Annotated in this window: 22 protein-coding genes; 12 read left to right on the top strand and 10 right to left on the bottom strand. The window is 74.7% G+C overall.

Going from position 1 to position 24,546, the window contains the following annotated elements; all coding sequences use genetic code 11:
* Positions 1 to 13: 13 nt before the first annotated feature.
* Together WJX68_RS21705 and WJX68_RS21700 are read left to right on the top strand one after the other, a co-directional pair.
* On the top strand, positions 14 to 985 hold the full coding sequence (locus tag WJX68_RS21705; RefSeq protein ID WP_340294048.1) for a quinone oxidoreductase family protein: 972 nt from the start codon (positions 14 to 16) through the stop codon (positions 983 to 985).
* A gap of 29 nt (positions 986 to 1,014) precedes the next feature.
* Positions 1,015 to 3,102: a S9 family peptidase gene (locus WJX68_RS21700; RefSeq protein ID WP_340294046.1), complete on the top strand. Its 2,088-nt coding sequence runs from the start codon at positions 1,015 to 1,017 to the stop codon at positions 3,100 to 3,102.
* 111 nt (positions 3,103 to 3,213) lie between these two features.
* Here WJX68_RS21700 and WJX68_RS21695 read toward each other — a convergent pair whose 3' ends face one another.
* Positions 3,214 to 4,143: a heme o synthase gene (locus WJX68_RS21695; RefSeq protein ID WP_340294206.1), complete on the bottom strand. Its 930-nt coding sequence runs from the start codon at positions 4,141 to 4,143 to the stop codon at positions 3,214 to 3,216.
* A gap of 449 nt (positions 4,144 to 4,592) precedes the next feature.
* On the opposite strand from WJX68_RS21695, the gene tkt reads away from it, so the two are divergent.
* From tkt to WJX68_RS21650, 9 genes are all read left to right on the top strand, one after another.
* Positions 4,593 to 6,713, top strand: a complete 2,121-nt coding sequence (tkt, locus tag WJX68_RS21690; RefSeq protein ID WP_340294044.1) for a transketolase — start codon at positions 4,593 to 4,595, stop codon at positions 6,711 to 6,713.
* Positions 6,714 to 6,724: 11 nt separating this feature from the next.
* Entirely contained in the window at positions 6,725 to 7,834 is a 1,110-nt protein-coding gene (gene tal / locus WJX68_RS21685; RefSeq protein ID WP_340294042.1) for a transaldolase, read from the top strand.
* Entirely contained in the window at positions 7,834 to 9,477 is a 1,644-nt protein-coding gene (locus tag WJX68_RS21680; protein ID WP_340294040.1) for a hypothetical protein, read from the top strand. Before tal ends, WJX68_RS21680 begins: the two co-directional genes overlap by 1 nt.
* A 23-nt stretch (positions 9,478 to 9,500) precedes the next feature.
* Positions 9,501 to 11,045 carry a glucose-6-phosphate dehydrogenase gene (gene zwf, locus WJX68_RS21675; protein ID WP_340294038.1) on the top strand — a complete coding sequence of 515 codons (1,545 nt, stop codon included), beginning with the start codon at positions 9,501 to 9,503 and terminating at the stop codon, positions 11,043 to 11,045.
* Between the two features lie 20 nt (positions 11,046 to 11,065).
* Complete coding sequence (gene opcA, locus WJX68_RS21670) at positions 11,066 to 12,010, top strand: glucose-6-phosphate dehydrogenase assembly protein OpcA (protein ID WP_340294036.1); 945 nt, start codon at positions 11,066 to 11,068, stop codon at positions 12,008 to 12,010.
* 2 nt (positions 12,011 to 12,012) lie between these two features.
* A complete protein-coding gene (gene pgl / locus WJX68_RS21665) occupies positions 12,013 to 12,798 on the top strand; it encodes a 6-phosphogluconolactonase (RefSeq protein WP_340294034.1) in 786 nt (261 codons plus the stop codon).
* A 74-nt stretch (positions 12,799 to 12,872) separates the two neighbouring features.
* Positions 12,873 to 14,057, top strand: coding sequence for a formate-dependent phosphoribosylglycinamide formyltransferase (gene purT / locus WJX68_RS21660; RefSeq protein WP_340294032.1), 1,185 nt, complete (start codon positions 12,873 to 12,875; stop codon positions 14,055 to 14,057).
* Between the two features lie 72 nt (positions 14,058 to 14,129).
* The gene (locus WJX68_RS21655; protein ID WP_340294030.1) at positions 14,130 to 14,603 is read left to right on the top strand and encodes a VOC family protein; all 474 of its coding nucleotides are present in this window, start codon (positions 14,130 to 14,132) and stop codon (positions 14,601 to 14,603) included.
* A 9-nt stretch (positions 14,604 to 14,612) separates the two neighbouring features.
* The gene (locus WJX68_RS21650) at positions 14,613 to 15,821 is read left to right on the top strand and encodes a patatin-like phospholipase family protein (RefSeq protein WP_340294028.1); all 1,209 of its coding nucleotides are present in this window, start codon (positions 14,613 to 14,615) and stop codon (positions 15,819 to 15,821) included.
* A 77-nt stretch (positions 15,822 to 15,898) separates the two neighbouring features.
* Here WJX68_RS21650 and WJX68_RS21645 read toward each other — a convergent pair whose 3' ends face one another.
* Together WJX68_RS21645 and WJX68_RS21640 are read right to left on the bottom strand one after the other, a co-directional pair.
* A complete protein-coding gene (locus tag WJX68_RS21645; protein WP_340294026.1) occupies positions 15,899 to 16,237 on the bottom strand; it encodes a P-II family nitrogen regulator in 339 nt (112 codons plus the stop codon).
* Positions 16,234 to 17,604 (bottom strand): ammonium transporter, encoded by a 1,371-nt coding sequence (locus tag WJX68_RS21640; protein WP_340294204.1) that lies wholly within the window; start codon positions 17,602 to 17,604, stop codon positions 16,234 to 16,236. Before WJX68_RS21640 ends, WJX68_RS21645 begins: the two co-directional genes overlap by 4 nt.
* A 294-nt stretch (positions 17,605 to 17,898) precedes the next feature.
* On the opposite strand from WJX68_RS21640, the gene WJX68_RS21635 reads away from it, so the two are divergent.
* The gene (locus WJX68_RS21635) at positions 17,899 to 18,324 is read left to right on the top strand and encodes a DoxX family protein (protein WP_340294024.1); all 426 of its coding nucleotides are present in this window, start codon (positions 17,899 to 17,901) and stop codon (positions 18,322 to 18,324) included.
* 68 nt (positions 18,325 to 18,392) lie between these two features.
* On the opposite strand, the gene WJX68_RS21630 is transcribed toward WJX68_RS21635, so the two are convergent.
* The 7 genes from WJX68_RS21630 to gap form a co-directional block, all read right to left on the bottom strand.
* Positions 18,393 to 19,652, bottom strand: coding sequence for a TrpB-like pyridoxal phosphate-dependent enzyme (locus WJX68_RS21630; RefSeq protein WP_340294022.1), 1,260 nt, complete (start codon positions 19,650 to 19,652; stop codon positions 18,393 to 18,395).
* 60 nt (positions 19,653 to 19,712) lie between these two features.
* Positions 19,713 to 20,507, bottom strand: a complete 795-nt coding sequence (locus WJX68_RS21625) for a class I SAM-dependent methyltransferase (protein ID WP_340294020.1) — start codon at positions 20,505 to 20,507, stop codon at positions 19,713 to 19,715.
* A 50-nt stretch (positions 20,508 to 20,557) separates the two neighbouring features.
* A complete protein-coding gene (locus WJX68_RS21620) occupies positions 20,558 to 20,899 on the bottom strand; it encodes an RNA polymerase-binding protein RbpA (RefSeq protein WP_020627702.1) in 342 nt (113 codons plus the stop codon).
* A gap of 42 nt (positions 20,900 to 20,941) precedes the next feature.
* On the bottom strand, positions 20,942 to 21,175 hold the full coding sequence (secG, locus tag WJX68_RS21615) for a preprotein translocase subunit SecG (protein WP_340294013.1): 234 nt from the start codon (positions 21,173 to 21,175) through the stop codon (positions 20,942 to 20,944).
* 110 nt (positions 21,176 to 21,285) lie between these two features.
* On the bottom strand, positions 21,286 to 22,074 hold the full coding sequence (tpiA, locus tag WJX68_RS21610) for a triose-phosphate isomerase (RefSeq protein ID WP_340294011.1): 789 nt from the start codon (positions 22,072 to 22,074) through the stop codon (positions 21,286 to 21,288).
* Complete coding sequence (locus tag WJX68_RS21605; protein WP_340294009.1) at positions 22,074 to 23,264, bottom strand: phosphoglycerate kinase; 1,191 nt, start codon at positions 23,262 to 23,264, stop codon at positions 22,074 to 22,076. The genes tpiA and WJX68_RS21605 overlap by 1 nt, the downstream gene beginning before the upstream one ends.
* A complete protein-coding gene (gap, locus tag WJX68_RS21600; RefSeq protein ID WP_340294007.1) occupies positions 23,261 to 24,274 on the bottom strand; it encodes a type I glyceraldehyde-3-phosphate dehydrogenase in 1,014 nt (337 codons plus the stop codon). Before gap ends, WJX68_RS21605 begins: the two co-directional genes overlap by 4 nt.
* Positions 24,275 to 24,546 lie beyond the last annotated feature (272 nt).

Here is a 24,546-nt window from a genome sequence, read left to right as displayed (position 1 = left end):
TCGAGGAGGACACATGCGTGCGGTGCGGGTGAGCGAGCCCGGCGGGTCCGAGGTGCTGGAGGTCGTCGACGTCGACGCCCCCACCCCGGGCGAGGGCGAGGTGCTGGTGGACGTCGCGGCGGCCGGCGTGAACTTCATCGACACCTACCAGCGCGAGGGCATCTACCCGATGCAGACCCCCTACGTCGCCGGGCTGGAGGGCGCGGGCCGGGTCGCCGCGCTGGGACCGGGCGTCGAGGGCGTCGCGGTCGGCGACCGGGTGGCCTGGGCCAACACCCTGGGCAGTTACGCCGAGCAGGTCGCCGTGCCGTGGGCCAAGGCCGTCCCGGTGCCCGACGGCGTCGACGACGACATCGCGGTCGGTGCGGCCCTGCAGGGCATGACCGCCCACTTCCTGGTCAACGACTGCTTCCCGCTGCGCGGCGGCGAGACGATCCTGCTGCACGCCGCCGCGGGCGGGGTCGGCCTGCTGCTCACCCAGCTGGCGAAGGCGAAGGGCGCCCGGGTCATCGCGACGACCTCGACGCCGGAGAAGGCCGAGCTGGCCCGCGGGGCCGGCGCCGACGAGGTGATCGACTACACCGCGGTGGACGACCTGGCCGCCGCCGTCCGCGACCTCACCGGCGGGCAGGGCGTGCACGCGGCGTTCGACTCCGTCGGGCGCACCACGTTCGACGCGAGCCTGGCCTCGCTGCGGATGCGCGGGATGCTGGTGCTCTACGGCGCCGCGTCCGGCCCGGTGCCGCCGGTCGACCCGCAGCGGCTCAACGCGGCCGGCTCGACGTTCCTGACCCGGCCGAAGCTCTTCGACTACATCGCCACCACCGAGGAGCTGCGGGCCCGCGCCGCCGCCGTGTACGACGACGTCGCCGCCGGCCGGCTCGACGTGCGGATCGGGCACCGCTACCCGCTCGAGCAGGCCCGCACCGCGCACGACGACCTGCAGGGCCGCCGCACCACCGGGAAGGTGCTGCTCGTCGGCTGACCGTCACCGGCATGGGGTAGAACCGGGGCGTGACCGACACCCCGTTCCACGATCTCGACGCCTACGTCGCGCTGCCCCGCCTCGGGGGCCTCGCCCTGTCCCCCGACGGCACGCGCCTGGTCACCGGCGTCGCCGAGCTGGAGCCCGACGGCACCCGCTACCGCACCGCGCTGTGGGAGGTCGACCCGCAGGGCGCGGCCCCGGCGCGGCGGCTGACCCGCGGCGCGACGGGCGAGTCGGGCCCGGTGTTCACCCCGGGCGGGGACCTGCTGTTCCGCTCGGCGCGCCCGGACCCCGACGTCACCGGGGAGACCGAGCCGCCGACGGCGCTGTGGTGCCTGCCCGCGGGCGGCGGCGAGGCCGCGCCGGTGGGGGCCCGGCCCGGCGGCATCTCCGCGGTGGCCGTCGCCGCCGACGCGGGGACGGTCGTCGTGTCCTCCCCGACGCTGCCCGGGGCCGCGACGACCGCCGAGGACGAGCAGCGGCGCAGCGCCCGCACCGAGGGCAAGGTCACCGCGATCCTGCACTCCGGCTACCCGGTGCGGCACTGGGACCACGACCTGGGCCCGGCGGCGCCGCGGCTGCTGCACCTGACCGGGGAGGACACCGCGGCCCGTGGCGCCCGGGGAGCCGGTGGCGGGACGGGCGCCGAGGCCGCGCCCGACCCGTGGGCGGACCTCACCCCGCAGCCCGGGCGCGCGCTGGAGGAGACCGCGTTCGACGTCGCACCGGACGGGGCGACGGTGGTCACCGGCTGGTACCGCGCGTACGGGCACGGGGCCTGGCGGCCCGGTGTCGTCGCGATCGACACCGCCACCGGGCGGCACCGCGACCTGCTCGTCGCCGGGGACCACGAGTTCGGCGCCCCCCGGGTCAGCCCGGACGGGCGCAGCGTCGTCGCCGTCCGGGAGCGGCTGTCGACGCCCGGGACGGCCCCGCGGATCGACCTGGTCGTCGTCCCGCTGGCCGGGGGCACGCCCCGCCCGGTCGCCGAGGGCTGGGACCGCTGGCCCACCGCGGTGCGCTGGACCGCGGACTCGGCCGCGCTCGTCGTCGCCGCCGACGAGGGCGGCCGCGGACCGCTGTTCCGCATCGACCTCGCCCCGGGCGACGGCACCGGCGGGCCGGACACCGTCACCCGGCTCACCGCCGACCACGGCACCTACACCGACCCGCTGCCCTCCCCCGACGGCCGCTGGGTCTACGCGCTGCGCCACGCCTACGACGCGCCGCCCGCCCCGGTCCGGGTCGACCTGCGCACCGGTGACACCGCGCCGGAGCACCTGCCCGGCCCGGCGCCGGCGCCGGCGCTGCCCGGCAGGCTCACCGAGATCGGCACCGAGGCCGCCGACGGGACCCCGCTGCGCGCCTGGCTGGTCCTGCCCGAGGGCGCCGGCCCGGACACCCCGGCCCCGCTGCTGCTGTGGATCCACGGCGGCCCGCTCGCGAGCTGGAACGCCTGGTCGTGGCGGTGGAACCCGTGGCTGATGGCGGCCCGCGGGTACGCCGTGCTGCTGCCCGACCCGGCCCTGTCCACCGGGTACGGGCAGGACTTCGTCCAGCGCGGCTGGGGGAACTGGGGCGGGGCGCCCTACACCGACCTGATGGCGCTGACCGACGCCGCGGTCGCCCGCCCGGACGTCGACGCCGGGCGGACCGCGGCGATGGGCGGCTCGTTCGGCGGCTACATGGCCAACTGGGTCGCCGGGCACACCGACCGCTTCGCGGCGATCGTCACCCACGCGAGCCTGTGGGCACTCGACCAGTTCGGCCCGACCACCGACCACGCCGAGTACTGGCTGACCGAGATGACCCCGGAGATGGCGCAGGCCAACAGCCCGCACCACCACGCCGACGCGATCAGCACGCCGATGCTGGTGATCCACGGCGACCGCGACTACCGGGTGCCGATCGGCGAGGGCCTGCGGCTGTGGTGGGACCTGGTGTCGCGCCAGGCCGACCCGGACGCGAACCCGCACCGGTTCCTGTACTTCCCCGACGAGAACCACTGGGTGCTGGCGCCGAACCACGCGAAGATCTGGTACCGCACGGTGTGGGCGTTCCTGGCCCAGCACGTGCTCGGCGAGCAGTGGGAGACCCCCGACCTGCTGCGGTGACCCCGACGACCCCGCCCCGGGGTGCTCCCAGGGGCACCCCGGTGGCGCTCTAAGCCCCGAGGGTTCCCCTCGGAGCACACCGGGGCGCGGTGCGGGCGACCCCGGGCGGGCTCAGAACAGGACCGGCAGCCCCAGCGCCGCGTCCACCGCGATCGCGGCGAACAGCACGCACAGGTAGATGTTGGACAGGTGGAACAGCGGCATCGGCGAGACCTCGCCGCCCACCTTCACCTGGCTGTGCAGCCGGTGCGCGCGGAACACGAAGTACGCCCCGCCGAGCAGCGCGACCGCCAGGTAGACCCACGACGTCGCGGGCAGCAGGAGCAGGCTCCAGGCCACCATCACCCAGCTGTAGACCACGATCCGCACCGACACCGCGGGCGCCGGGGCGACGACCGGCAGCATCGGGACGCCGGCGGCGGCGTAGTCCTCGCGGTAGCGCATGGCGAGCGCCCAGAAGTGCGGCGGCGTCCAGAAGAAGATCACGCCGAACATCACCAGGGCCGGCCACTCGACGGTGCCGGTGACCGCGGCCCACCCGATGACGACCGGCATGCAGCCCGCGGCGCCGCCCCACACGATGTTCTGCGCGGTGCGCCGCTTGAGCACCATGGTGTAGACGAGCACGTAGAACGCGATGGCGGCCAGCGACAGCGCCGCGGCCAGCCAGTTCGTGGTGAACCCGAGCCACACCGAGCTCAGCGCGGCCAGGACCAGCCCGAAGACGAGCGCGTGGCGCGTCGGGACCTGGCCCTTGGCCAGCGGGCGCCGGGCCGTGCGCTTCATCTTCTGGTCGATGTCGGCGTCGACCACGCAGTTCAGTGCGTGCGCGGCGGCCGCGGCCATCGCCCCGCCGACCAGCGTGGCGGCGATCAGCCACAGCGAGGGGACGCCGCGCTGGGCGAGGAACATCGCGGGGACGGTGACGACGAGCAGCTGCTCGATGATCCGCGTCTTGGTCAGGCCCAGGTAGGCCGCGACGGTGGCGCGCACGCGGGCGAGGCGGCCGAGCGGGGCCGGGGCCTGCGCCGGGGCGGGCACGGCGCCCGGCGCGGCGGGGACGTGCGGGGCCGGGGGGACGGCCTCGTCGGCCCGGCTCCGCCCTGACGCGGGTGCGCTCACCTGTTCGTACCTCGCTCGGTTCGACGTAGTGATCCCGTGCCGGGCGCCCGAGGGGCCGCACCGGCTCGGTGCCGTGGAGCGCCGGTGACCACGGGGTGGCCGCGGCTCCGTTGTTCTACAGCGCGTCGATGCTAACCGGTGGCATGCGTCCGGGGCCCGCCGGGTACGCGGGTGCCGGAGGACCGGGCCGGTGCCCGCCACCCGCCGCAAAGCCGCAGGCCCCGGGCCTGAGCAGTAGGGTGTGGCGCGCCGGGGTGGCGACGAGGCCGCCGGGTGATCCGGGTCGCAGCCATGGGCCCGTCGACGGCATCGCCGCAGCACCCACCGGCAGACCGTCACACGTCGACGCGAGTACAGGAGCCATCGCCTTGTCCGAGACCGCTACGTCCCCCCACGCCGGGGACAGCGCCGTCGCCGCGCTCACCCGCGCGCACGTCCCCGACGACTGGACCGACCTCGACCGCAGGGCCGTGGACACCGTCCGCGTACTGGCCGCCGACGCGGTCCAGAAGTGCGGCAGCGGACACCCCGGCACCGCGATGAGCCTCGCGCCGCTGGCGTACACGCTGTTCCAGCGGGTCATGCGCCACGACCCGGCCGACCCGGACTGGATGGGCCGCGACCGGTTCGTGCTCTCCGCCGGGCACTCCAGCCTCACCCTCTACATCCAGCTGTTCCTGGCCGGCTACGGCCTGGAGCGCGAGGACCTGCAGCAGCTGCGCAAGTGGGGCTCGCTGACCCCGGGCCACCCGGAGTACGGCCACACCCGCGGGGTGGAGATGACCACCGGCCCGCTGGGCCAGGGCCTGTCCTCCGCGGTCGGCATGGCGATCGCGGCCCGCCGCGAGCGGGGCCTGTTCGACCCCGACGCCCCCGAGGGCGCCTCGCCGTTCGACCACCAGATCTACGTGATCGCCTCCGACGGCGACATCGAGGAGGGCGTCACCTCCGAGGCGTCGTCGCTGGCCGGGCGCCAGGAGCTGGGCAACCTCACGGTCGTCTACGACGCCAACGAGATCTCCATCGAGGACGACACGAACATCGCCTTCAACGAGGACACCGCGGCACGGTACGAGTCCTACGGCTGGCACGTGCAGGTCGTCGACGGCGGCGAGAACGTCACCGGCATCCTCGCCGCGCTCGAGGCTGCGAGGGCCGAGACCGGGCGCCCGTCGATGATCGTGCTCAAGACCGTCATCGGCTACCCGTCGCCGAACAAGATGAACACCGGAGCCGCGCACGGCGCCGCGCTCGGCGACGAGGAGGTCCGCGAGGTCAAGAAGGTCCTGGGCTTCGACCCGGACCAGGACTTCGAGGTCGACGCCGACGTGCTGGCCCACACCCGGTCGGTCGGCGAGCGCTCCCGCGCCGCGCACGACACCTGGCAGGGCACCTTCGACGAGTGGGCGCAGCGCGAGCCGCAGCGCAAGCAGCTGCTCGACCGCCTGCTCGCCCAGGAGCTGCCCGAGGGCTGGGAGTCGGCGCTGCCGAGCTTCGAGACCGACGAGAAGGGCCTGGCCACCCGCAAGGCGTCCGGTTCGGTGCTCGGTGCGCTGGCCGAGGTGCTGCCGGAGCTGTGGGGCGGTTCGGCCGACCTCGCGGAGTCGAACAACACCACGATGAAGGGCGTCGACTCCTTCGGCCCCACGTCGGCCTCCACCGGCATGTGGTCGACCTCGCCGTACGGGCGCACGCTGCACTTCGGTGTCCGCGAGCACGCCATGGGCGCGGTCCTCAACGGCATCGCCCTGCACGGCCCGACCCGCGCCTACGGCGGCACCTTCCTGGTGTTCTCCGACTACATGCGCCCGGCGGTCCGGCTCGCGGCCCTGATGAAGACCAACCCGATCTACGTGTGGACGCACGACTCGATCGGGCTCGGCGAGGACGGCCCGACCCACCAGCCGATCGAGCACCTGGCCGCGCTGCGCGCGATCCCGGGCCTGTCGGTGGTCCGCCCCGGCGACGCCAACGAGACCGTGTACGCCTGGAAGGCCGCGCTGGAGCGCCCCGCGGGCGGGCCGGTCGGGTTCGCGCTGACCCGCCAGAACGTCCCGACCCTGCCCGGGACCTCCGCCGAGGGCGTCGCCCGCGGCGGGTACGTCCTGGACGACGCCTCGACCGGCATCCCGCAGGTCGTGATCATCGCCACCGGCTCCGAGCTGCACCTCGCGGTCGCCGCGCGGAAGAAGCTGGAGGCCGAGGGCGTCGGTACCCGTGTGGTGTCCATGCCGTGCGTCGAGTGGTTCGACGCCCAGGACGAGGCCTACCGCGAGTCGGTCCTGCCGTCCGCGGTGCGGGCCCGCGTCTCGGTCGAGGCCGGGATCGCGATGCCGTGGCGCGGCATGGTCGGCGACGCCGGGCGCTCGGTGTCCATCGAGCACTTCGGTGCCAGCGCCGACGCGGCCACCCTGTTCGAGAAGTTCGGCTTCACCGCCGACACCGTCGCCGACGCCGCGCGGGAGACCCTCGCCGCGACGACGGCGTGAAGGGAGCGAACGTGAGCAACGACCGGCTGGCCGCGCTGTCCGCGGCCGGAGTGTCCATCTGGCTCGACGACCTGTCCCGCGAGCGTCTGAACTCGGGCAACCTGGCCGATCTGATCCGCGAGAAGTCCGTCGTCGGTGTCACCACCAACCCGACGATCTTCGCGGGCGCGCTGTCGGACGGTGCGGCCTACGACGGCCAGGTCCGTGAGCTCGCCGCCCGCGGCGCCGACGTCGACGCCGCGATCCGCGAGATCACCGTCGCCGACGTGCAGCAGGCCTGCGACGTGTTCTCCGGCACCTGGGAGAGCACCGGCGGCGTCGACGGCCGGGTCTCCCTCGAGGTCGACCCGCGCCTGGCCCACGACACCGAGGGCACCGTCGCGCAGGCCCGCGACCTGTTCAAGGCGGTCGACCGGCCGAACCTGCTGGTCAAGATCCCGGCGACCGAGGAGGGCCTGCCGGCCATCACCCGGGCCACCGCCGACGGCATCAGCGTGAACGTGACGCTGATCTTCTCCGTCGAGCGCTACCGGGCCGTCATGGACGCCTACCTCACCGGGCTGGAGCAGGCGCGCCAGAACGGTCAGGACCTGTCCCGCATCCACTCGGTCGGCTCGTTCTTCGTGTCCCGGGTGGACTCCGAGATCGACAAGAGGCTCGAGGAGATCGGCGGCGACGAGGCGCTGCGCCTGCGCGGCAGGGCCGCCGTCGCGAACTCGCGGCTGGCCTACGCCGCCTACCGCGACGCCTTCTCCGGCGCCCGCTGGGACGCGCTCGCGGCCGAGGGCGCGCACGCCCAGCGCCCGCTGTGGGCCTCGACCGGGGTGAAGAACCCCGAGTACCCGGACACGCTCTACGTGTCCGAGCTGGTCGTGGACAACACCGTCAACACGATGCCGGAGAAGACCCTGCTCGCCTTCGCCGACCACGGCGAGGTCGACGGCGACAAGGTCACCGACACCGCGGGCGCCTCCCAGACGGTCTTCACCGACCTGGAGGGCGTGGGCATCGACATCGACGACGTGTTCCTCACCCTGGAGAACGAGGGCGTCGAGAAGTTCGAGAAGTCCTGGACCGAGCTGCAGGACACCGTCCGCGGCCAGCTCGACTCCGCGAAGTAGTGGCCGGCACCGGCGGCGACGGGGCCGATCTCGGTTCCGCCGCCTCCGGCGGCCCGTCCGCACCCGCACCGGTCCCGGTGCGGGTGCGGCTGGCCGGGGAGCCCTTCGCGGGCGCGGCCCGGCGGATCGCCGCCGACCTGGCGGGCGAGACCGTCGCGTCCCGCCTCGCCGAGGGCGACCCCAGCGTGTGGGGGCCCCGGGCCGCGGGCGCGCCGCCGCGTACCGGGTGGGCCGGGCTCGCCGCGCGTTCGCGCCCGCTCGCCGGGCAGGTCGCGGCCCTGCGCGAGCGCCTCGCCGTCGGCGGGGCCCACCGGGTGCTGCTGGTCGGCACCCCCGACGTCGTCGCGGCGGCGCGTCTGCTCGCCGCCGACGACCCCGCGGTCCGGCTCACCGCGCTGGACTCCGCCGACCCCGTGCAGGTCGCCGAGGCGCTGTCCGGCGAGCTCGGCGAGACCGCGCTCGTCGTCGCCGACGCGTCGGGCTCCGACCCGGTCGTCTGCGCCGTCGCCCGGGTGGTGACCGCCGGGCTGGCCGAGGAGGTCGGCGCGGCGACGGTGACGGCGCGGACCGTGCACCTGACCGAGCCCGGCTCGCCGCTGGACACACCCGGCGACCCCGGTCCGGTCGTGGTGACCCTCGACGCGGACGTGCCGGGCCGCTTCGGCGCGCTCGGACCGGCGGGGCTCGTCCCGGCCGGGCTGGCCGGCGCGGACGTCGCGGCCCTGCTCGCCGACGCCGTCGCCGCCGAGCGCGAGCTGGCCGCGGACTCCGCGGACAACCCGGCGCTGCTGCTCGCGGGGGCGCTCGCGGCCGCCCGCGGCTCGCTGCTGGCGCTGCGCGACGGCGACCGCTCCCCCGCCCGCACCGCCTGGCTCGCGCCGCTGCTCACCGCGGCCGGGCTCACCGCCGTCGTCTCGGCCCCCGGGGAGCCGACCGGCGCGCCCGCCCCCACCAGCGGTGACGCCGCACCACCGGCCGTCGTCGACGTGCACGCCGACGGGACCGGGCCCGCACCCGGGCCCGGGCACGGTGCCGTGCGCCTCGACGCCGGCCCCGGCGCCGCGGTCGTGCTGTGGCAGGCCGCGGCGGCGCTGGCCGCGCGGGTGCGCGGGGTCGACCCGTTCCCGCCCGCCCCGCCCGCCGTCACCGGTACCGACACGCCCGGGACCGAACCGGCGTTCGTCGACGGCGGGGTCGCCGTGCACGCCGGGGACTGGCTGCCGGCCGGGACCCGCACCGTCGGCGGCGCGCTCGACGCCCTCGCCGCGCTCGCCGACCCCGCCGACGGCGGCCACCTCACCGTCTCGGCCTGGCTGGACCCGGAGTCCGACGCCTCGGTCGCGGTCCTGCGCGGCCCGCTCACCGACCGGCTCGGGCTGCCGGTGGCGTTCGGCTGGGCCCCCGGCTGCCGCAGCGGGGACACCGGCACCCCCGACGCGGGCGTCCACTGTCACCTGACCGGGAGCGGTACCGGCGAGGACGCCGTGCCGCACGGGCCGGGACTGGATAGCCTGCACGCGGCGCAGGCGCGCGCGGTCGTCGAGGACCAGCTGCGGCGGGGACGCCCGGTGCTGCGGCTGCACCTGACCGACCGGCTCGCCGGTCTGGTCACCCTGGCCCGGGCCGTCACGTCCGCGCCGTGACCGAACCAGCTCTAGGAGGGGCGATGCCCACCGCGAACGGCGGACGGACCAACCCGCTGCGCGACCCCCGTGACAAGCGGCTCCCCCGGATCGCCGGCCCGTGCGGGCTGGTGATATTCGGGGTGACCGGCGACCTGTCGCGGAAGAAGCTCATGCCCGCGATCTACGACCTGGCCAACCGCGGCCTGCTCCCGCCGGGCTTCGCACTGACCGGGTTCGCCCGCCGCGACTGGGACCACGAGGACTTCGGCCAGGTCGTCTACGACGCCGTGCGCGAGCACGCCCGCACCCCGTTCCGGCAGGAGGTGTGGGACCGCCTCGCCGAGGGGCTGCGCTTCGTGCAGGGCTCCTTCGACGACGACGCCGCCTTCGACGAGCTGGAGCGCACCGTGCGCGAGCTCGACGAGAAGCGCGGCACCGGCGGGAACCACGCGTTCTACCTGTCGATCCCGCCGGGCGCGTTCCCGGTGGTGTGCAAGCAGCTCGCCCGCTCGGGGCTGTCGGCGCAGGAGGACCCGGACGTCTGGCGCCGGGTCGTCATCGAGAAGCCCTTCGGCCACGACCTCGCCTCGGCCCGGGAGCTGAACGCGATCGTCAACGAGGTCTTCCCCGAGGACTCGGTGTTCCGCATCGACCACTACCTCGGCAAGGAGACCGTGCAGAACGTGCTGGCGCTGCGCTTCGCCAACCAGCTGTTCGAGCCCATCTGGAACGCCAACTACGTCGACCACGTCCAGATCACCATGGCCGAGGACATCGGCCTGGGCGGGCGCGCCGGCTACTACGACGGCATCGGCGCCGCCCGCGACGTCATCCAGAACCACCTGCTGCAGCTGCTCGCGTTCACCGCGATGGAGGAGCCGACGTCGTTCTCCTCCGACGAGCTGCGCGCGGAGAAGATCAAGGTCCTCAAGGCGGTCAAGCTGGCGCAGCCGCTGGACGCGACCACCGCCCGCGGCCAGTACGAGGGCGGCTGGCAGGGCGGCGAGGAGGTGCCCGGCCTCAAGGAGGAGAAGGGCTTCAACCCCGGCTCGACCACCGAGACCTTCGCCGCGATCACCTGCGAGGTGGAGAACCGCCGCTGGGCCGGGGTGCCGTTCTACCTGCGCACCGGCAAGCGCCTCGGCCGGCGCGTCACCGAGATCGCGGTGGTGTTCAAGCGCGCCCCGCACCTGCCGTTCGACGCGACCATGACCGAGGAGCTGGGGCAGAACGCCCTGGTCATCCGGGTGCAGCCGGACGAGGGCGTCACGATGCGCTTCGGGTCGAAGGTGCCGGGCAGCCAGATGGAGGTCCGCGACGTCACGATGGACTTCGGCTACGGCAACGCCTTCACCGAGGCCTCCCCCGAGGCCTACGAGCGGCTCATCCTCGACGTGCTGCTCGGCGAGCCGTCGCTGTTCCCGGTGAACGAGGAGGTCGAGCGGTCCTGGGAGATCCTCGACCCGGTCATCGACCACTGGGCCGCCGACGCCGACGGTCCCGACGGCTACCCCGCCGGCTCCTGGGGTCCGGCCTCGGCCGACGCGATGCTCGCCCGCACCGGTCGCCACTGGCGCCGGCCCTGATCGCCGAGGAGGGCGACCGCATGATCATCGATCTCCCGTCGAGCACCACCTCGGCGGTCAACCGCAAGCTCGTCGAGCTCCGCGAGTCCGGCGGGGTCTTCGCCCTGGGCCGGGTGCTGACCCTGGTCGTCGTCACCGACGACGGCCCGGAGCTGGAACGGGCCATCGACGCCGCGAACGCGGCCAGCCGCGAGCACCCGTGCCGGGTGATCGTGCTGGCCCGGGGCCAGCGCCGGGCCTCGCCGCGGCTCGACGCCCAGATCCGCGTGGGCGGCGACGCCGGCGCGAGCGAGGTCATCGTGCTGCGCGGCTACGGCGCGCTCGCCGCCGAGGACGCGGGGGCGGGCATGGTCATGCCGCTGCTGCTGCCCGACGCGCCCGTCGTCGCGTGGTGGCCGAACGAGGCGCCGGCCTCGCCGTCGGAGGACGCGGTGGGGCGGCTCGCGCAGCGCCGCATCACCGACGCGCTCTCCTCCCGCAACCCGGGCCGGGCGTTCGAGGCGCGGCGCAAGGACTACGCGCCCGGCGACACCGACCTGACCTGGACGCGGCTGACGCACTGGCGGGCCCAGCTCGCCGCCGCGCTGGACGTGCCGCCCTACGAGGACATCACCTCCGCCGTCGTCGCCGGGGAGCCGGTGTCGCCCTCGACCGAGCTGATCGCGGGCTGGCTGGCCGCGTGCCTCGGGGTGAAGGTGAAGCGCTCGCCCTCGGAGCGGGAGAACGGGCTGTCGCTGGTCCGCCTGGTCCGCCCGTCCGGTGACGTCGAGCTGGCCCGGCCGGACGGCAGGACCGCCCGGCTCACCCAGCCCGGCCAGCCGGAACGGCTCATCGCGCTGGCCCGGCGCGAGGTGTCGGACTGCCTCGCCGAGGAGCTGCGCCGCCTGGACCCCGACGAGGTCTACGCCGAGGCCCTCGCCGGGGTCGCGAAGGTGACCCGTGGCCGTACCCCCGTGAAGGTGTGAGCATGCCCGAGAACGTCCAGGTCGCCGTCCACCCCGACGCCGAGTCCCTCGCCGCCGCGACCGCGGCCCGCCTGGTCACCGCACTGGTGGACCTGCAGGCCGCGGGCACCGTGCCGCGGGTGGTGCTCACCGGCGGCGGCGTCGGCATCGCGCTGCTGCGCGACGTCGCGTCCTCGGCCGCCCGGCACGCCGTGGACTGGTCGCGGGTCGACCTGTTCTGGGGCGACGAGCGCTTCGTCCCCGCCGACGACGACGAGCGCAACGACCGCCAGGCCCGCGAGGCCCTGCTCGACGCGCTGCCGCTGGACCCGGCCCGGGTGCACCCGATGCCCGCCGCACCGGCCGGTGGCGGCACCCGCGACGACGCGACGGCCGCCGCCGCGCGCTACGCCGACCTGCTCGCCGAGCTGGCCCGCCCGGAGGAGGACGGGATCCCCGCATTCGACATCACGCTGGTCGGCATGGGCGAGGAGGGGCACACCCTGTCGGTGTTCCCCGACTCACCGGCCGTGCACGAGCGGGCCGCGACCGTCGTCGCGGTGTTCGACTGCCCGAAGCCGCCGCCGACGCGCATCTCGCTGACCCTGGCCGCGGCCCGCCGCTCGCGGGAGGTGTGGGTGGTCGCCGCCGGGAAGGGCAAGGCCCCCGCCGTCGCCGGCGCGCTGACCGGCACCCCGCAGACCGAGCTGCCCGTCGGCGGCGCCCGCGGCACCGGGCGGACCCGCTGGCTGCTCGACACCGGCTCGGCGTCGGACCTGCCCGACGGGTTCGTGGCCCGCGTCTCCTGACCCGGTCCCGCCCGGTGTGACCTCGCGCCCGTTGTGCTGCGGCGGGCGCGGGGTCGCCGGTTAGGGTCCGGCCCATGCGTATCGGCACCCCCCTCGGCCCGGACCCCACCCGCGTGCTGCTGCTCGGCTCGGGTGAGCTGGGCAAGGAGGTCGCGATCGCGTTCCAGCGCCTGGGCGTCGAGGTCGTCGCCGTCGACCGCTACCCGCACGCCCCGGCCCACCAGGTGGCGCACCGCTGGCACGCGATCGACATGACCGACCCCGTCACGCTGGCGACGCTGATCGAGCAGGAGTCGCCGGACCTGGTCATCCCCGAGATCGAGGCCATCGCCACCGGCGCGCTCGCCGAGATCGAGGCCGCCGGGACGACCGTCGTGCCGACGGCGCGCGCGGCCCGGCTGACGATGGACCGCGAGGGCATCCGGCGCCTGGCCGCGGAGGAGCTCGGGCTGCCCACCTCCCCGTACGTGTTCGCCGACTCCCTCGACGAGGTGCGCGCGGCCGTGGAGAAGGTCGGCCTGCCGTGCGTGCTCAAGCCCGTCATGTCGTCCTCGGGCAAGGGGCAGTCGGTGCTGCACACCGCCGCCGACGCCGAGGCCGCGTGGGACCACGCGCGCACCGGCGCCCGCGTCGCGAACCCGCGGGTGATCGTCGAGGGCTTCGTCGAGTTCGACTACGAGATCACCCAGCTGACCGTGCGCCACGCCGGCGGCACGTCGTTCTGCGAGCCGGTCGGGCACCGCCAGGAGCACGGCGACTACGTCGAGTCCTGGCAGCCCCAGCCCATGTCCGAGGCGGCGCTGGCCGCCGCCCGCGACGTCTCCGCCCGCATCACCGACGCGCTGGGCGGCTGGGGGCTGTTCGGCGTCGAGCTGTTCGTGCGCGGCGACGAGGTGCTGTTCTCCGAGGTCAGCCCGCGCCCGCACGACACCGGCCTGGTCACGCTGGCCACCCAGCGGCTCTCGGAGTTCGAGCTGCACGCCCGCGCCGTGCTCGGCCTGCCGGTGGACACCGCGCTGCGCTCGCCGGGCGCCTCCGCGGTGGTCTACGGCGGGCGCGAGATGACCGCACCGGACTACGAGGGCGTCGCCGACGCGCTCGCGGTCGAGGGGGCGGACCTGCGGCTGTTCGGCAAGCCCACCGCCGGCCCGCGGCGCCGGATGGGCGTCGCCGTCGCGCACGCCGAGGACGTCGCGACCGCCCGCGAGCGCGCGACCCGCGCGGCGGGGCTCGTGCGCCCGGTCCCCCGGGAGCGATGAGGACGGGCGGTCCGGCCGGTCTGCCCTGACGTGGCGCCGAGCGGCGGCGTCACGGACCGAGGGGACGACACCATGAAGCCCATCACGCCCTGCCTGTGGTTCGACGGCGTCGCGGAGGAGGCGGCCCGGTTCTACACCGGGATCTTCCCCGACTCCGGCATCGACGCCGTCCTGCACTACGGGCCCGAGGTCCCCGACCAGGAGGGGCAGGTGCTCACCGTCTCCTTCCGGATCAACGGCCAGCCCTGCACCGCCCTGAACGGCGGCCCGATGTTCACCTTCTCCGAGGCGATCTCGATGGAGGTGCACTGCGAGTCCGTCGAGGAGGTCGACCGGTACTGGGCGGCGCTCACCGAGGGCGGCTCCGAGCAGCCCTGCGGGTGGCTCAAGGACCGCTACGGCCTGTCCTGGCAGGTCGTGCCGCCCGGCCTGCTCGACTGGCTGTCCTCGCCCGACACCGCGGCCCGCTCCCGGGTCGCGAGCGCGGTGTTCGCCACGCACGGCAAGCTCGACGCCGTCGCGCTGGAGAAGGCGTTCCGGGGCTAACCTGGAGCCGTGGCGGCACGCACCGGACTCGTCGTGGCCGGCGCCGGGGCGCGCGGCGCCTACGAGGCCGGGGCGCTGACCGAGCTGCTGCCGCGGCTGTCGCGGGCGTGGTCGCCGCCGTCGGTGCTGGTGGGCACGAGCGCGGGTGCGCTGAACGTCGCCGCGCTGGCCGGGCTGGCCGGGACCGATCCGGAGACCGCCGCCGCGGAGCTGGTGGCCCGCTGGGAGTCGGTGCGCACCGACGAGGTGGTGGCGCTGCCGTCCTCGGCGGTGGAGGCGGCGCTGGCCTACGCCGGCGACCTGGCGGGTGTGCCGTCCGGGCTGCGCCGGCTGCTGGGGCTGCCCGACCGGGTGACCCGGCTGCTGGACGCGGAGCGGCTGCGGCCGGTCGTGGAGCGGGTCGTGGACTGGGACCGGCTGCACCACGCCGTCGCCCGCGGACGGGTCGACGCGGTCGGGGTGGCGTGCACGGCCGCCGCGACCGGCGGCACCACCGTGTTCGTCGAGCGGGGCCCGGACACCGCGCTGCCGCCCTACGACCCGGGCCGCGACATCCGCTACGTCGACGCCCGGCTGACCCCGGACCACCTGCTGGCCTCGGCCGCGGTGCCGGTGCTGTTCGCGCCGCGGCTGCTCGACGGCGACGCGCCCGGCTGGTACCTCGACGGCGGGGTCCGGCTCAACACCCCGCTCAAGCCGGCGCTGCGGCTGGGAGCGGGGCGGGTCGGTGTCGTCGCGACGACGCCGATGGTCCCCCTGGGTGAGCAGCCCGCGACCCCGCCGGAGCGGGTGCCGGACGTCTACGCGGTCGCGGCGCTCGCGCTGCGGATCGTGCTGGGTGCGGGGGTGACCGAGGACCTGCGGACGCTGCGCGCGGTCAACGACCTGGTGGACCGCGGGGAGGACCGGCGCCACCAGCACGTCGCGACCTGGTTCGCCGGGCCGCCCGCCGGCCGGGCCGACGAGCTCGCGGAGCTGGCCGAGACGGTGCGCCGGCGCGAGTACGGCGGCCTGCGCGCGCTGCGCAACCCGGCACTGGTGGTGCTGGAGCGCCTGGTGGGCGGCGCGGTGCCGGACCTCGACACCACCCACGGCGCGGAGCTGCTGAGCTTCCTGTTCTTCGACCCGGCCTTCGCCGCCGCGGCGGCGGAGCTGGGGGCCGCGCACGCGGCGTCGTCGGTGCGGCCCGACGCCCTCGGCCGGGTCGCGCGGGCCTGACGCCCGCGCCGCCCTCCGCCGCGCGCGGCCGTGCGGCGCCGTCGTGCCTGCCGGGACCCGACGGCGCCGCCCGGCGCTCAGACCGCGTCGGTGCCGCGCTCGCCGGTGCGGACGCGGACGACCGTCTCGACCGGCTGCACCCAGATCTTGCCGTCGCCGATCCTGCCGGTGCGGGCGGCCTCGGTGATGGCGTCGACGACCTTGTCGGCGATCTCGTCGTCGACGACGGCCTCGATGCGGACCTTCGGCACGTAGTCGACCGCGTACTCCGCGCCGCGGTAGATCTCGGTGTGTCCCTTCTGCCTGCCGTGACCGCGCACCTCGCCCACGGTCAGGCCCAGCACGGCGAGCCGCTCGAGGGCGCCACGGACGTCCTCCAGGGCGAAGGGCTTCACGATCGCGGTGACCAGCTTCATCGGGTCTCCCCCACCGCGGTCGGCGCGGGCGTCGCAGCGGGCCGGGCCGTCGCGGTGCCGGTGCCGCCGGAGCGCAGCGTCGAGAAGTCGTACGCGGTCTCGGCGTGCTCGGTCTCGTCGATGCCGGTGACCTCGGACTCCGCGTCGGTGCGGAACCCGATCGTCACCTTGATCAGGTAGCCCAGGACGAGCGCGACGACGAAGGAGTACAGCAGCACCGCGCCGGCCGCGAGGGCCTGGCGGCCGAGCTGGACCAGGCCGCCGCCGTAGAACAGGCCGTTGTCGCCGGCCGCGGCGGAGTTGACGCTGTTGTCGCCGAAGAAGCCGATCAGCAGCGTGCCGACGATCCCGCCGACCAGGTGGACGCCGACGACGTCGAGCGAGTCGTCGAAGCCGAACCGGAACTTCAGCCCGACCGCCAGCGCGCAGACCGCCCCGGCGATCAGCCCGATCGCGAGTGCCCCGACCGGCTGCACGAAGCCGCAGGCCGGGGTGATCGCGACGAGCCCGGCGACCGCCCCGGACGCGGCACCGAGGGTGGTGGGCTTCCCGTCGCGGACCTGCTCCACGAGCAGCCAGCCCAGCAGGGCGGTCGCGGTCGCCAGCATGGTGTTGGTGAACGCGGTGGCGGCCAGGTCGCCCGCGCTCAGCGCGGACCCGGCGTTGAACCCGAACCAGCCGAACCACAGCAGCGCCATGCCGAGCAGCACGAACGGCAGGTTGTGCGGGCGCATCGGCTCCCGCGGCCAGCCGCGCCGCTTGCCGAGCACGAGCGCCAGTGCGAGCGCCGCGGCACCGGCGTTGATGTGCACCGCGGTGCCACCGGCGAAGTCCTCGGCCTTGAGGGTGTTGGCGATCCAGCCGCCGACGTTGTCCGGGCCGGTGAAGCCGTCGAAGGCGAAGACCCAGTGCGCGACCGGGAAGTACACGACGCTCACCCAGAGCACGACGAACACCGTCCAGCCCCAGAACTTCGCGCGGTCGGCGATCGCGCCGGAGATCAGCGCCGGGGTGATGACGGCGAACATCAGCTGGAACATCACGAACGCCAGTGCGGGCAGCGCGTCGGGGCCCGGCCAGGGCGCGCTGTCGCTGCCGACGCCGACCATCTGCCCGACGGTGTTCGCCAGCCCGGCGAACTCACCGCCGCCGAGCAGCCCGCCGCCGATGTCGTTGCCGAAGGCCCAGCTGTAGCCGAACAGCGCCCACAGGACGCTGACCACGGCCAGGCAGATCGTGCTCATCATCAGCATGTTGAGCACGGACTTGCTGCGGGTCATCCCGCCGTAGAAGAACGCCAGTCCCGGCGTCATCAGCATCACCAGCGCGGCGCTGACCAGCACCCACGCGGTGTCTCCCGCATTCACGCTCACGCGCGGCCTCCGTCGTCGTGGTCCCCCGACCCGTGAGGGGGATGGTTCGCCCGCGGTGTTTCGGGGAGAAACCGTCGACGGTTTCGGCTCGGTGTCGCGTCGGGACACCGGGGACCGACGGCGCCACCGGCACCGTCGGCGCGAACGGGCAGCGACCGGACGGACGGGCACCCGCGACGACGTCCGCGGCGGCGCCGGGCACGGCGGCGATGAGTTCCCGCGCCCCTCCCGGTCCCCTCTTCCGTACGGCGGTCCCGCCCGGGGCCGCCCCACCGAGGGGAGACCGCCATGACCACCAGCCAGTCGTCCACCACCGGCACCGCCACCACCGGAACGAGCGCCCGCCGCGCACGGACCATCGGCCTGTGGGTCCTGCAGGTGCTGCTGGCCGCGGTGTTCGTCATGGCGGCCCTGCCGAAGATCAACGCCGATCCGGTCGCCGTCGCCGGGTTCGAGCTGCTCGGGCTGGGGGTGACCGGGATGGTCGTCGTCGGCTGGCTGGAGCTGGCCGGGGCGGTCGCGCTGCTGGTCCCGCGGCTGTGCGGGCCGGCCGCGGTCTGCCAGGTCGCGCTCATGGTCGGCGCGACGGCGACGACCGTGGTCCTGATGCCGGCGATGGTCGCGTTCCCGGCGCTCACGCTGGTCGCGGTCTGCGTGGTCGCGTGGGCGCGCCGCCACGACACGGCGGCGCTGCTGCGCTCGCTGCGCCGCTGACCCCGCACGCGCCGCGGCCCGCCGCCCGGGAGCACCGGGTGACGGGCCGCGGCGGGCGTGCGGGCGGCTCAGCCCATCTCGTCGAGCAGGCGGCCGTTGTTGTAGTCGTCGTAGGCGGCGAGGTCGAGGAACCCGTGCCCGCAGTAGTTGAACAGGATGACCTTCTCCTCGCCGGTCTCCTTCGCGGCGAGCGCCTCGTCGATGGTCGCGGCGATGGCGTGGCCGCACTCCGGGGCGGGGATCTTGCCCTCGGTCCGCGCGAACTGGACCGCGGCCTCGAACACCTTGCCCTGCGGGTACGCGACGGCCTCCATCCGGCCGTCCTTGACCAGCGAGGACACCAGCGGCGAGTCGCCGTGGTAGCGCAGCCCACCGGCGTGGATCGACGGCGGCACGAAGTCGTGGCCCAGGGTGTACATCGGCATCAGCGGGGTGAGGCCCGCGGTGTCGCCGAAGTCGTAGTCGTAGCGGCCCTGGGTGAGCGTCGGGCACGACAGCGGCTCGACGGCCAGCAGCCGCACGCCGGGGTCCGGCACGAACGGGAAGGCGATGCCGCCGAGGTTGGACCCGCCCCCGCACGGCGCGATGACGACGTCGGGCAGCCGTTCCCCGGCCAGCTCCAGCTGCTCGCGGGCCTCCAGCCCGATGACGGTCTGGTGCAGCAGCACGTGGTTGAGCACCGAACCGAGCGCGTAGTGGGTGTCGTCGCGCCCGACGCAGTCGCGCACGGCGTCGGAGATCGCCGAGCCCAGCGAGCCCGGGTGGTCGGGCTCGTCGACCGGGGAGGCGACGACCTCGCCGCCCCAGGTCTCCATCGCGATCCGGCGGTAGGGCTTCTGCCCGTAGGACGCCCGCACCATGTAGACCTTGAGGTCCAGGTCGAACTGCGCCGCGGCGAACGCCAGCGAGGTGCCCCACTGGCCGGCGCCGGTCTCGGTGGTGAGCCGGCCGATGCCCTCCTTCGCGTTGTAGAACGCCTGCGGGATCGCGGTGTTGGGCTTGTGGCTGCCCGCCGGGGAGACCGACTCGTCCTTGAAGTAGATGCGCGCCGGGGTGCCCAGTGCCTGCTCGAGCCGGGTCGCCCGCTGCAGCGGGGTCGGCCGCCACAGCCGCAGGATGTCCAGCACCTCGCCGGGGACGTCGATCCACGGCTCGGCGCTCACCTCCTGCTCGATCAGCGCCATCGGGAACAGCGGCGCGAGGTCCGCGGGTCCGACCGGCTCCCGGGTGCCGGGGTGCAGCGGCGGCTGCAGCGGGGTCGGCAGGTGCGGCACGACGTTGAACCATGCCGAGGGGATCCGGTCCGGGGGCAGCGTCCAGCGGGTCATGACCTCGGAATCTAGCCCGCCGGGGTGCCGTGGGTCACGGCCCGTACGGTCCCGTGTCGATCACGGCGCGGCGGCGGTGCCCGGATCGTCGATGCGCACGGCGACCTGCTCGTTGTCGTGGGTGGCGCACACGTAGGTGTGGCGGACCCCGTGCCGGTCGGCCCACTCCCACCAGGCGCGGGCCTCGTGGCGCTCCCAGCCGGGGAAGTTGTAGAACTCGTCGAACAGCACGATGCTGCCCCGCCGCAGCCGGGGACCGACGGCCTCGAGCACCGTCGCCGCGGAGGAGTACAGGTCGGCGTCGACGTGCAGGAGGTCGACGGGGCCGGGGTGGTCGGCGAGGAAGCCGGGCAGGGTGTCGGCGAACAGCCCGACGACGAGCTCGGCACCCTCGATCCGGGGCGGCGCGCCGACGTCGTCGAAGGCGCCGGCCCGGAAGCCCGTCCGCCACGTCTCGGGCAGTCCGGTGAAGGTGTCGAAGCCGTGCACGCGGCCGTCGCCGCGGTGCGCCGCGATCGTCCGCAGCGTGGCGCCGCGGTACACGCCGAACTCGCAGGCCATCCCGCCGGTGGGGGCCAGGGACAGGGCGTGGCGCAGGGTGGCGTCGGGGTTCGGGAGGAGCTCGGCCTCGGTGAGGTGGCGCTCGGCGAAGCGGGCGCTGGTGGCCACGGCGGCGCGCTCCCCGGCGGCGAGGACGTCGCGCCGGTCGCGGACCTCGGCCGCGCGCAGCTCGGCCAGCACGCGGTCGGCCTCGGCGCGGACGCGCCCGTCGAGCTCCTCGCGCAACGCGGCGAGTTCGGCGCGCAGCGTCGCGGTCTGCGACGCCGCGTGCCGGGCCAGTGCCGCGTCGAGCACGGCGCCGGCGCGGCGGCGGGCGCCGCGCAGGACCCGGCGGGGGTCCGGGATCAGAGCTCCCGCGACGCGCGCAGCCGGCCCAGGGCCTCCTCGAGGATGGCCTCGCCGTCGGCGTCGCTGCGCCGCTCCTTCACGTAGGCCAGGTGCGTCTTGTACGGCTCGGTGCGCGGCGCGGCAGGCGGGTTCTCCGCGTCGCGCCCGCCGGGCAGCCCGCAGCGGGGGCAGTCCCAGGTCTCGGGGACCTCGGCCTCCGCGGCGAACCAGGTGTTGTTGACGTGCCCGTTGGCGCAGTAGAAGGGGATGCGCTCACGGGGCGCGGTCTCGCCGCGCTCGTTCTCGCCCATCGGGCCCGCGCCGACCCGGGTCCCGCGGATCGCGTTGCCGCCTGCCATGTCCCGCTCCCTCTCGCTCGTCCGCCCGGTCGCGCCGGACGGTCAGCCCGCCGCCAGCAGCAGGCCGTTGCCGACCACCGCGATGAACCAGATCAGCCCGACGAAGATGGTGTAGCGAGCGATGTTGCGGTCCGCGGCGGCCGAGCCGGAGAGGCTGGACTGCACGCCGCCGCCGAAGAGGCTGGTCAGACCACCACCCTTGCTGCGCTGCAGCAGGACCATCGCGATCAGCAGCAGGCTGGTCACGATGAGGATGATCTGGAGGGTCAGGATCACGTGCGCTTCCCAATCCGTGGTCGCTCGCCGGAGTGGCCCAGGATACTCCGCGGCCCCGGTGCCCCCGCGCAGGGGCACCGGGGCCGCGGTGTGCACGTGACCGGTCGCCGTTACGGCAGCGGGCCGCCCGCGGCGATCGCGGAGAGCTTCGCGAACTCCTCCGCGTCGAGGCTGGCGCCGCCGACGAGCGCGCCGTCGACGTCGGTCTGCGCGACGATCTCGCCGACGTTGGACGACTTGACCGAGCCGCCGTAGAGGATGCGGACACCGCCCGCGACCTCGTCGGAGTACAGCTCGGCCAGCGTCGACCGCAGCGCGGCGCAGACCTCCTGCGCGTCGGCCGGGCCCGCGACCTTGCCGGTGCCGATGGCCCACACCGGCTCGTAGGCGAGCACGATCCCGGCGGCCTGCTCCGCGGTGACGCCCTTCAGCGCGCCGCGCAGCTGGTCGGTGCAGTGCTGCACGTGGGTGCCGGCCTCGCGGACGTCGAGGCCCTCGCCGACGCACAGGATCGGGGTGATCCCGTGCTTGAGCGCGGCGCGCACCTTGGCGTTGACGACCGCGTCGTCCTCACCGTGGATCTCGCGGCGCTCGGAGTGCCCGACCGCCACGTAGGTGCAGCCGAGCTTGGCGAGCATGACCCCGGAGACGTCGCCGGTGTAGGCACCGGAGTCGTGCGGGGACAGGTCCTGGGCGCCGTGCACGATCCGCAGCTTGTCGCCGTCGATCAGCGTCTGGACGCTGCGGATGTCGGTGAACGGCGGCAGGACGGCGACCTCGACCTTGTCGAGGTAGCGGTCCGGCAGCGCGAAGGCGAGCTTCTGCACCACCGCGATGGCCTCGAGGTGGTTGAGGTTCATCTTCCAGTTGCCCGCGATCAGCGGGGTCCGGGCGGCCATCAGGCGTCCCCCTCCAGCACGGCGACACCGGGCAGGGTCGCGCCCTCCAGGAACTCCAGCGACGCGCCCCCACCGGTGGAGATGTGGGAGAACGCGCTCTCGGCGACGCCGAGCGCGCGGACCGCGGCGGCGGAGTCGCCCCCGCCGACGACGGAGAACGCGTCGCCGTCGGCGATGGCCTGCGCGACACCGCGGGTGCCCTCGGCGAACGGCGCCAGCTCGAACACGCCCATCGGGCCGTTCCAGAAGATCGTCTTCGCGTCGGCGATGCGGGCCGCGAACTCCCGCACCGAATCCGGCCCGATGTCGAGGCCCATCCAGCCGTCCTCGATCCCGTCGACCGGCACGGTCCGGGTGGTCGCGTCCGCGGAGAACGCGTCGGCGACCACGACGTCGGCCGGCAGGACGATCTTGCCGGACTCCAGCAGGGTCCGGCAGACCTCGACCTGGTCGGCCTCCAGCAGCGAGGAGCCGACGCCGTGGCCCTGCGCGGCCAGGAACGTGAAGCACATCCCGCCGCCGACCAGCAGCGTGTCGACCTTCGGCAGCAGCGCCTCGATCACGGCCAGCTTGTCCGAGACCTTGGACCCGCCGAGCACGACCGCGTAGGGCCGCTGGGGGTTCCCGGTGAGCGTGCGCAGCACCTCGACCTCGGACAGGACGAGCCCGCCCGCGTAGGAGTCGAGCCGCTGCGCGACGTCGTAGACCGACGCCTGCTTGCGGTGCACGACGCCGAACCCGTCGGACACGAACGCCGCACCGTCGCCCACCAGGGCGACGAGCTCGTCGGCGAACGCGCCGCGCTCGGCGTCGTCCTTGCTGGTCTCGCGGGCGTCGAACCGGATGTTCTCGAGCATCACGACGTCACCGGCGGCCATCGACGGCAGCGGCTTGCCGAGTTCGACCAGGCGCACCGGGGCGCCGAGCAGCTCGCCGAGCCGCTGCGCGACCGGGGCCAGGGAGGACTTCTCCTCCGGCCCGTTCTTCGGCCGGCCCAGGTGCGCGGTGACGACGACCTGCGCGCCCGCACCGGACAGCGCCTGGATCGTCGGGACCGACGCGCGGATGCGGCCGTCGTCGGTGATGTTCCGGTCGTCGTCGAGGGGAACGTTCAGATCGGAACGGACCAGCACGGTCCGGCCCTGCACGCCCTCGGCCCCCTCGTTCAGGAGGTCGTCGAGGGTCCTCACAGCTTCGACGCCACCAGACCGGTGATGTCGACGAGGCGGTTGGAGTAGCCCCACTCGTTGTCGTACCAGCCGACGATCTTGACCTGGTTGCCGATGACCTTGGTCAGGCCCGAGTCGTAGATGCACGAGTGCGGGTCGGTCACGATGTCGGAGGAGACGATCGGGTCCTCGGTGTACTTCAGGACGCCCTTGAGCGGGCCCTCGGCGGCCGCCTTCATCGCCGCGTTGATCTCCTCGGCGGTGACGGACTTCGCGACCTCGACGGTCAGGTCGGTGGCCGAGCCGGTGGGGATCGGCACCCGCAGCGCGTAGCCGTCGAGCTTGCCCTTGAGGTGCGGCATGACCAGCGAGATCGCCTTGGCCGCACCGGTCGAGGTGGGGACGATGTTCAGGGCGGCGGCGCGGGCGCGGCGCAGGTCCTTGTGCGGGCCATCCTGCAGGTTCTGGTCCTGGGTGTAGGCGTGGATCGTGGTCATCAGACCCTTCTCGATCCCGGCCAGGTCGTCGAGCACCTTCGCCATCGGCGCGAGGCAGTTGGTGGTGCAGGACGCGTTCGAGATGACCGTCTGCGAGCCGTCGTAGGCGGAGTCGTTCACGCCCTTGACGATCGTGATGTCCTCGTCGGTCGCCGGCGCGGAGATGACGACCTTCTTGGCGCCGCCGTCGAGGTGCTTGGCCGCGGCGTCGCGCTTGGTGAAGATGCCGGTGGACTCGACGACGACGTCGACGCCCAGGTCCTTCCAGGGCAGCTCGGCGGGGTCGCGGACGGCGAGGCCCTTGAAGCCCTTGCCGTCGACGAGGATCTCGTCGCCGGAGGTGGTGACCTCGTAGGGCAGGCGGCCCAGGATCGAGTCGTACTTCAGCAGGTGCGCGAGCGTCGCGTTGTCGGTGATGTCGTTCACCGCGACGATCTCGATGTCCGTGGTGCCGGCGGCGCGCTGGGCGTCCACCGCCCGCCAGAAGTTCCGGCCGATGCGGCCGAATCCGTTGACTCCTACGCGGACCGTCACAGTGCCTCCAGGGCTCGTCGTGCGTGTCTCCAAGTGACCCCTGCGCACCGGGTCCCGGCGGCGGGGTGGCAGGTCGATCGCGGCGGGCCGTCCCGTCGGACGGGCGCCGCTCGCCGTGCTCGGCCGCCACCCTATCGGCGCATCGCCGCCGCGGTACCCCGTCGGGCCGGTGACCTGCGCCGCGCTCGTCACCCGGACCCGATCGGACGGCACCGGACGGCGCCCGCGGTGGGCTCGGACACGTACCACCGGGTAGCCGGACACGGCGCCCG

Origin of the sequence: Pseudonocardia spirodelae (assembly GCF_037727765.1) — a bacterium.
In the GTDB taxonomy this organism is placed as follows: domain Bacteria; phylum Actinomycetota; class Actinomycetes; order Mycobacteriales; family Pseudonocardiaceae; genus Pseudonocardia; species Pseudonocardia spirodelae.
Note: the sequence above shows the minus strand (reverse complement) of the source record. Positions and strands in the feature narration are given on the sequence as shown.

Coding starts and splice junctions, on each gene's coding strand:
- WJX68_RS21705 (WP_340294048.1), top strand. CDS start 14: ATGCGTGCGGTGCGGGTGAGCGAGCCCGGCGGGTCCGAGGTGCTGGAG.
- zwf (WP_340294038.1), top strand. CDS start 9,501: ATGCCCACCGCGAACGGCGGACGGACCAACCCGCTGCGCGACCCCCGT.
- opcA (WP_340294036.1), top strand. CDS start 11,066: ATGATCATCGATCTCCCGTCGAGCACCACCTCGGCGGTCAACCGCAAG.
- pgl (WP_340294034.1), top strand. CDS start 12,013: ATGCCCGAGAACGTCCAGGTCGCCGTCCACCCCGACGCCGAGTCCCTC.
- purT (WP_340294032.1), top strand. CDS start 12,873: ATGCGTATCGGCACCCCCCTCGGCCCGGACCCCACCCGCGTGCTGCTG.
- WJX68_RS21655 (WP_340294030.1), top strand. CDS start 14,130: ATGAAGCCCATCACGCCCTGCCTGTGGTTCGACGGCGTCGCGGAGGAG.
- WJX68_RS21645 (WP_340294026.1), bottom strand. CDS start 16,237: ATGAAGCTGGTCACCGCGATCGTGAAGCCCTTCGCCCTGGAGGACGTC.
- WJX68_RS21635 (WP_340294024.1), top strand. CDS start 17,899: ATGACCACCAGCCAGTCGTCCACCACCGGCACCGCCACCACCGGAACG.
- WJX68_RS21630 (WP_340294022.1), bottom strand. CDS start 19,652: ATGACCCGCTGGACGCTGCCCCCGGACCGGATCCCCTCGGCATGGTTC.
- WJX68_RS21620 (WP_020627702.1), bottom strand. CDS start 20,899: ATGGCAGGCGGCAACGCGATCCGCGGGACCCGGGTCGGCGCGGGCCCG.
- tpiA (WP_340294011.1), bottom strand. CDS start 22,074: ATGGCCGCCCGGACCCCGCTGATCGCGGGCAACTGGAAGATGAACCTC.